Annotated in this window: 8 protein-coding genes; 5 read left to right on the top strand and 3 right to left on the bottom strand. The window is 41.1% G+C overall.

The window, feature by feature from the left end:
* The first annotated feature begins 162 nt into the window (after positions 1-162).
* Positions 163-543, top strand: a complete 381-nt coding sequence (locus B2Z67_RS02630; RefSeq protein WP_291528267.1) for a hypothetical protein — start codon at positions 163-165, stop codon at positions 541-543.
* A gap of 459 nt (positions 544-1,002) precedes the next feature.
* Here B2Z67_RS02630 and B2Z67_RS02625 read toward each other — a convergent pair whose 3' ends face one another.
* Positions 1,003-1,473: a hypothetical protein gene (locus B2Z67_RS02625; protein WP_291528266.1), complete on the bottom strand. Its 471-nt coding sequence runs from the start codon at positions 1,471-1,473 to the stop codon at positions 1,003-1,005.
* A 412-nt stretch (positions 1,474-1,885) separates the two neighbouring features.
* On the opposite strand from B2Z67_RS02625, the gene B2Z67_RS02620 reads away from it, so the two are divergent.
* The 4 genes from B2Z67_RS02620 to nudC all read left to right on the top strand — a co-directional run bounded on the left by B2Z67_RS02620 (position 1,886) and on the right by nudC (position 4,420).
* Positions 1,886-2,020: a hypothetical protein gene (locus B2Z67_RS02620; protein WP_291528265.1), complete on the top strand. Its 135-nt coding sequence runs from the start codon at positions 1,886-1,888 to the stop codon at positions 2,018-2,020.
* Between the two features lie 49 nt (positions 2,021-2,069).
* Positions 2,070-2,264 carry a hypothetical protein gene (locus B2Z67_RS02615; protein ID WP_291528264.1) on the top strand — a complete coding sequence of 65 codons (195 nt, stop codon included), beginning with the start codon at positions 2,070-2,072 and terminating at the stop codon, positions 2,262-2,264.
* 460 nt (positions 2,265-2,724) lie between these two features.
* A complete protein-coding gene (locus B2Z67_RS02610) occupies positions 2,725-3,354 on the top strand; it encodes a DNA-binding protein (protein WP_291528263.1) in 630 nt (209 codons plus the stop codon).
* Between the two features lie 262 nt (positions 3,355-3,616).
* Complete coding sequence (gene nudC, locus B2Z67_RS02605) at positions 3,617-4,420, top strand: NAD(+) diphosphatase (protein ID WP_291528262.1); 804 nt, start codon at positions 3,617-3,619, stop codon at positions 4,418-4,420.
* Positions 4,421-4,509: 89 nt separating this feature from the next.
* Here the strand turns inward: nudC and B2Z67_RS02600 are convergent, their stop codons facing one another.
* Positions 4,510-6,252: a phospho-sugar mutase gene (locus B2Z67_RS02600; protein ID WP_291528261.1), complete on the bottom strand. Its 1,743-nt coding sequence runs from the start codon at positions 6,250-6,252 to the stop codon at positions 4,510-4,512.
* Positions 6,253-6,394: 142 nt separating this feature from the next.
* Positions 6,395-8,041, bottom strand: coding sequence for a C69 family dipeptidase (locus B2Z67_RS02595; protein WP_291528260.1), 1,647 nt, complete (start codon positions 8,039-8,041; stop codon positions 6,395-6,397).
* Between the last annotated feature and the right edge of the window lie 117 nt (positions 8,042-8,158).

The following is an 8,158-nucleotide window of genomic DNA, read 5'->3' as shown; positions in this document are numbered from 1 at the left end:
TTAATTATTTACCGAAGTATTGACATAAAAAACTCGGTTTTTTTATATAAGTTGAATAAAAAACCAAGACCACCCTTATCTTTGTGGGCAGAGATACTCCTGTAAGTGAGTTCTCAAATTGTATTGTTTAACAGTGGTCTATGCCACAAAATTTATTAGCCTATGAGAAAAGTATGTGGTCTTGATGTTCACAAAGATAGTGTGTTTGTGTGTATTTTGAGCGAATCGGGTGATAAACTTCAGCAGAAGTTCGGTGTTTTAACCCCTGACAAACTCACCAAGCTGGATGCCTGCCTGCAACGTTGCAACATTCGAATCAGCAATTATGTATCCAGTACCGATGGAAAGAGTTATAAAGGAGTGGTTCAATGTCTATCTGAAGGTATTACCGACCCACTGGAACTGATAAAGAAGATCCATGGGCGAACCATAAACCGGGTGGGTAGAGAGATTATTACGGCCTCTTTGACTGGAATCATTAGTTCTACAGATATGAAAGCCCACAAAGATAAGGGTGGTCTTAGTTTTTTAGAGGAAATATAGAAAAAAACTCACTACATTCTATTGTGTTCCAATTTTATTTCATATCTTTGCATTACTAAAATGAAGCAAATCACAATAAGGATTATTCCGTTGTGAAAACATTAAAAGTGGGAGGTGTGTTGCACCTCTCGCTTTCTTTTTATATCCCCAAAAATCTCACTATTTCTTTTCACATAAACAAATATGAGTCCACTTCAAAAAGTCTTTTTATCAGAAATAAACGTCCTACAGAAGCTTCTAAAGGGGGATAAAAGGGCAAAACGCACTTTCTGAAGTGGACACAAATATCAAATTATCTTGCCGATATCAGGGATATTGATACTTTATAATGACCGACTAAATACTTCTAAAATAGTTTCTACTACCGTTTCTTTGGATAAGAAAGCACAGAACTGGCAGAGGGTACAGAACTGGCAGAAAGCACAGAGGTCGAGGAATGCGGTTTTGTAGCAGCAGGTTTTATACCTCAGGATAATCTGGGTAACGAGCTTTGAATATAGCCAGTTCTTCAGATTTTTGGCGGAGTTCGGACTGGAGTTGGTCTATCTTGTCTTCTTTTTCTTTTAACATTCTTTCTTTCTCGTCTTTTTCATCTTTATACATATTATATATAAGAGATTCTTTGCGAGAGATATATTCTGATTGCGGTTCACCAACCGATTGTAGTGCAGGAAACTCTTGTATAGAATATGGTTTCACTGGTTTTTCCTCATTCTTAAACATAGGACATTCTCCAGTAAGTAACCATTCGGCTGAATACAGGGGATAATTTTCAACTATTGATTGAAGCCATTTTGCTTGAATATCTGTACCATTTGCTATAGCACGTGATAGCACACCTTTGCTGGCTCCAATATTACGCTCCATAGCGGCAATAGTTATCCCCTCTGTGGTTGCAATTTCTTGAATTCTTAATAATATAGTGCTCATAAGACGAAAATTATCACTTGTTTATTTGTTTAGTTGAAAATTATCACTTAAATTTGTACCATCTTAAATAATTAAGACGGCCCCAAAGTTAGAAATACTAATTAATAAATCAAAGAGTATGACTAAAAAAGGGTTCTTCGTCACTTTAGGTGCAAGCAATTTGCTTCAAACTCTTTATTCATCGTGGTTTTAGAAGAAATTACATCTTCTGTTTTTTACGCGATCACCATTAAAATTATAGTAGAGGAGAATCTTGCAACCAGTATATCAGAAAGGGAACTGTATTGCAAAATGTCTCCCAATATTCACCTAAAGTTGCACCTAAAGTGACGAAGAACCTAAAAAAGGAAAGTACATCAAGCTGGACAAAGAGAAAGTCAAGGAAATAGCCGAAATAAAAGGCGTATCTACGGTGACGGTATATGCAGCACTGAAATTTCAGACGCAAACGCCCTTGGCGTTACTGATACGTGCATGGGCGTTGAACCATGGCGGTAAGTTGTTTGAAGAGACAGAGAATCCGTATAAAACGGCGATAGTGGGGTGATATGGTAGCATTATAAACCAAAAGAAAGAAGATAAGAAAGGAAAAGAATATGCATTCAAAGAAAGAATTATTAGAGGAAAAAGGAAAAAAAATGAGTAAATTAAGAAAAGCTGCTGAACCTCTTATCAAATTGATTAATGAGGAATATCATCCTCACGTAACTGTGATTGTTACTTCGACAAAAATAGAGCTATTAGAAGGAGTAGCAAGTATTCAGAATACCAATGATTTTATTTTAGATTAACCGGCTATGCTCTCGCAAATCACGAGGGCATCTCTCAAATCAATAAAGAACGGTTCATTCGGATATGATTTTGGAGATAGAATGCTCAAAAAAAGCCGGCTAATGCAAAAGATGAACTTACCAAGCACTTATGTGCCTGCTTGGAGAATGTAACCGTTATCCTTCAAAAGTTATACAATCCTTACACAATTTAAAGAAATATTCCTCAAAAGCTATTTTCTATATCCCTATAAATTATATCTTTGTTGCCTAAAATCTTTTCGTTCGACATACGTCGAATGATTATGCGATATCTGTCGAATAATTATGCGACAGATGTCGAATGAATAAAAGACAACTATAAAACAAATAAATTTATGCAGTTACAGAATTAGTTTCTTGAAACAGTGGGACTAAATCTATAGAAAACACATATTAAAAGTATCAAAAGCAATAAATTAAACTATAATCAAAAAATTGAATGAGCGCACACTACGACTTTTATGAAACACCTTCATCACAGGGAAAAGAAGGTAAGAGAGCACTCCATGCCCGTATCTATCCCAAAAAGACATATACCAAAGAGGAGTTCATTGAACAAGCAGCAAGATTCCATCATTTCTCTAAAAATATCTTGGGGGCTTCACTGGATATTCTCATTGATGAATTGGGAGAATTGCTGGCTGATGGGAATATAGTAGAATTGGGAGAATTGGGATTTCTCAGTACCTCAGTGAAATGCCTGAAAGATACAGATGATGATAAACAGAAAATCAGAGCGGAATCCGTCGTATTTCAGAATGTACACCTGCGCATCAGTAGTACGTTCCGAAAGAGGATGATGCACGAGATGACTCTGGAACGCGTACATTCACCCTTAAAGAAGTCGAAAAGAGTGACATCGACCGTAGAGGAGCGGAAAGAAATACTTATAGCTTTCCTGGAAAAGAACGCCTGTATCACCCGAAAGGAATATATCCAACTTACTAAACTGACACCATACGCTGCCATGAATGAGTTAAACAGTCTCATTCAACAAGGCTTCTTGCGTTGCCGAGGAACAGGAAGATCGGTGGTTTATATACAAAATAAAACGAATAGACTTCATTAAAATAAATTCTGCATACGCGCGTATGAGCACGTGTGTAATACGAAAATAAGCCATATTAAGAGCCTGTTTAAATTTTGCTCAGCGTTGTTTTGAGAGTTATTTTCGAGGATGTTTTCCTCTTATCATTCGTCACATAGCCCGCTATGCTCTTCATAAAAAGAGGAAAACATCCTCGAAAATAAACTCAAAATAAGCTGAATAAAAAACTTTTTGGGGAAATTTAAACAGGCTCTAACTACAATGATTAGTAACTACAAAAACAATGGAAGATACAGAAAAGCAAGTTCCTGAGCAGTGGTTTGTCTTCTTCAAAGACCAACTGTTGCTAAAAAGGGAGATAACAGAAAAAGGAGAAGTTAAATATTGTGTGCCTTATGATACGGACATTCTTCCGGTAAAACCTGCTACCGGAGATACGGTACATGAAGTTCTTCTGCCCAGTGAGGTGACAGTACGAACATTCGCAGTGGAACAACTTATCACAGAAACAGAAGAATGGATGATGATCGGCTTGAGAGACTCCTACGAATACATCACGCCGGAAGAATACAAAGCAGCCGGAAAAGCATATCAGATACTATATTGGGATCAGCATAGTCGTTTTTGTCCTTCATGCGGCACACCTACGGAGCAGAAAGAACCTATCATGAAGAAGTGTCCTTCTTGCGGTTATGAAATATACCCACACATTGCCACGGCGATTATTGTTTTAATACGCCGGAGAGAAGAAATTCTTTTGGTACGCGGCCGTAATTTCCGCGGAACATTCTATGGTCTTGTAGCCGGTTTCCTTGAACCCGGAGAAACACTGGAACAGTGCGTACAGCGTGAGGTGATGGAAGAAACCGGACTGAAAGTGAAGAATATTACCTATTTCGGAAATCAGCCCTGGCCTTACCCCAGTGGATTAATGGCAGGATTCATTGCCGACTATGAAAGTGGGGAAATCAAATTACAGGAAGAGGAAATCAGTGCCGGCGCTTTTTATTCCAAAAAGAACCTTCCGGAAATACCACGGAAGTTAAGCATAGCCCGGAAGATGATAGACTGGTGGATAGATAACTAAAACACATATAATGGAAGTGGGGCTTTTGACGCCCCACTTTCTTTAAACAGTTTTATTTCTTCCTGCCTGATAACAGTTTCTTATATTTCTCAGATACCGAGCGACTTGCGTACCATAACTACTTTTTCCTCGGCTTCAGCATCAGCAGCAGTATAACACTTCGGGCAACCCATTTCGCCTTTCACTTCGATGTAGAACTTGATCTTCGGTTCAGTACCCGATGGACGGACAGAAATCTTGGTACCGTCTTCCGTGAAATACTGCAGAACATTCGAAGATTCCGGCATATCCAAAGCGGTTACGTTCCCTTTGTGGTCCGTAGTTTCCAGCGTCTCGTAATCCTTAATCAGGCAAACTGCCGAGCCGCCGATTTCTTTCGGCGGGTTAGCGCGGAAATTATCCATCATCGCTTTGATTTCGTCGGCGCCGCTCTTACCGGGCTTCACTACATTCACTGTTGTTTCTTTAGAATAGCCGTATTCTACGTAGATGTCCATCAACACGTCGTACAGCGTCTTCTTCTGATCTTTTGCCCATGCACAAATCTCCGCCAACAGCGAACAAGCCGAAACAGCATCTTTATCGCGAACAAAGTCTTCTGCCAGGAAACCGTAGCTTTCTTCACCGCCACCAATGTACTGCTGCTTGCCTTCGCTCAAACGAATTTCACGGGCAATCCACTTAAATCCGGTATAGCAGTCGCGCATTTCAATCTTGTTCCTGTCTGCTACAGCTTTGATCAGTTCGGTAGTTACAATGGTCTTTACGATGTAGTCATTGGGTTGCATCTTTCCCATTGCAATCCGGTTCTTGATGATATAGTACAGGAATATCAAACAAGTCTGATTACCGTTGATAAGCACCCACGCGCCCTTATCGTCCTTACAAGCCATACCTACACGGTCGGCATCCGGGTCACTCGCCATTACGATATCGGCATCCATCTTCTTTGCCAGTGCGATTGCCATAGAAAGCGCTTCGGCATTTTCAGGATTGGGAGATACCACGGTCGGGAAATTGCCGTCCTTCACCATCTGTTCGGGTACGCAGTTCACATTCTCAAAGCCCCATTCTTTTAAAGAAGCAGGAATCAGTGCGCGGCCTGCACCATGAAGAGGGGTGTAAACGATATTAAGGTTTTTCTGACGCTTAATTACTTCCGGGTCAATAGAAATAGAATGAACCTTATCCAGATAGATTTTGTCGACATCTTCGCCGATAATCCGAATCAAGGCTTGGTTGCCGTTGAATTTGATATTCTCAACAGTTACCTTGTTTACTTCGTCAATGATAGCGGTATCGTGTGGGGCAAGCACCTGCGCACCATCATCCCAATATGCTTTATAACCGTTATACTCTCTTGGGTTATGACTTGCAGTGATATTGATACCGCTTTGGCAACCAAAGTGACGAATTGCAAACGAGACTTCCGGCGTAGGACGTAAATCGTCAAACAAGTAGACCTTGATGCCATTCGCAGAGAAGATGTCTGCGGAAATCTTAGCGAACTTGTCGCTGTTGTTGCGGCAGTCATGACCTACCACTACGGAAATCTCTTCCTTGTCCTTGAAGCATTCATTCAGGTAGTTGGAAAGACCCTGTGTTGCAGCGCCTACTGTGTAGATATTCATACGGTTGGTTCCTGCACCCATAATACCGCGTAAACCACCCGTACCGAATTCCAAATCCTTATAGAAGCAATCTATTAGTTCGGTTTTATCTTCATTATCCAACAAGCGTTTTACTTCAGCCTGAGTTTCGGCGTCATAAGCCGGGGTAAGCCATTTCAGGGCTTTCTCAGTCACCTGTTTAATTAGTTCCTTATTTTCCATGCAATTATTATTTTAGAAGTTCAAATATATCATTTGAATTATGAATTTTGAATTATGAATTATGAATGGCTGCGCAGTCATGCTGCATAGCAATTCAAAATTCATAATTCATAATTCATAATTCATAATTCATAATTCAAAATTAATTCAGCGGCATTTTATATCGCTCACCCGTTTGCTTTACGTATTCTTCCAGAAATTCCGCAGGATATCCGGGACGTATTACAGCGGCAGGCTGACCTATATTGTTACGTTCGAACTTACCGTCTTTCACGCGTTTCACTACCCCATCGTTATATTTCACGACGAGAAACTCGCCAAGGCGTTTCCAAGTGTCGAGCGTGCTTTGCGCAGTCATATTCGTATAGTTTGTCAGGAATTCCACTGCCTGGGCAGGGTCTTTGGAGTAGAGTTTCGATGCTGCTGCTTCTATGCCTTCCTGGGCATCATTGAAAGTAGTTTCCAACTCTGTCTGCATGGCGCGCACATCATCAATCATCAGGTCGTAACGGGGATACACCATATTAGCCACCCAGTTGAAAATCCAGAAAGAGGAGTTCCACGAGAAGGTGATATAATCCGCACCGTCTACACGGGTATAACATACCGGCGCCTTATCCGCACAGCAATATACGGGAGTAAATACAGCCATATTAGCATCATCTATACCAAACCAAAGTACACCGCCAATGGCATCGGGCATTGTGGAACGCATTTGGGACACGAATACAAAACCGGATTGCTGGGTAGAAATAGGACGTTCGTTGAAGTATTCCTTGCCATTCACTTTGAAAGAAAGCGGAGAGAGACGATAAGGCGTATGATAAGGACCTGCCCCGAAGTCTTTACTGATGTCTAAAGGAGTTCCTTCGTAATGGTCGCGCATGGCGTTTTTCACATCCTGAACGGAAATCTTACGGTTCGGTTTCAGATAGAGCGGCATAGGCCGGTTGGTTTTGCCTTCGATATAAGGAAGAAACTCGTTACCACGGTCGGTAAACATATTATAGTAGCTCCACACGCGGGCTTCACAGTAACGACGTGCACCGAAATCCAACGGTGCGTAAGCGTCGGCAAAGCTGAAATCTTTGTTTACTCCATTGAAGTAACCTTTTTCGCGGGCAAAGGAAACCACATCGGAAGAGTACATGCAATTGTTCTTGTCGTTCATATCAAACTGGTGGATACGCGCCTGGTTGGCATGAGCCGAGATACAATCATCCGGAATACGTACGGCTACCCATACAGCGCCACGTACGCCGGGGCCTTTGCCTATCATTTCCATTATCCAGATTTCATTCGGATCGGCAATGGTGAAAGATTCGCCGCTACTGTAATAGCCGTATTCCTGTACAAGGTCAGTCATTACTTTGATGGCTTCACGGGCGGTGCGGGAACGTTGCAAACTAATGTAAATCAAGCTTCCGTAGTCGATGATTCCTGTTGTATCCACCAGTTCAGGGCGACCGCCGAAAGTAGTCTCGGCAATGGTAAGCTGGAATTGGTTGGTGTTACCGATTACGTTGTACGTCTGGTGCACCTGTTCAATCTTTCCCAGATATTTACCGGTATCCCATTCATAGACATCCAACAGTGCACCTTTCTTATGCACGCCTGCCGGATAATGATACAGCTCACCGAAAAGCCCGTAGGAGTCGGCAGAATAGGAAACAATGGTGGATCCATCCGTAGAGGCGTTCTTGCCCACAATAAGATTGGTACAAGCAAATGCGTTTACCACCGCAGTTACTACGAATAAGATGGAAAGGGTCAGTCTTTTGCTTTTCATACTTACTTAATTTATTATGTGTATTAATTTAAAAAGAACATGTTAAAACTCTAATCTTTTCATCCGCAGATTACGCGGATAACACAGATTCAATTTTAGAAGCTGTTTTGAATTTAT

This window comes from Bacteroides sp. UBA939, from assembly GCF_002293435.1.
Classification (GTDB): Bacteria; Bacteroidota; Bacteroidia; order Bacteroidales; family Bacteroidaceae; genus Bacteroides.
Note: the sequence above shows the minus strand (reverse complement) of the source record. Positions and strands in the feature narration are given on the sequence as shown.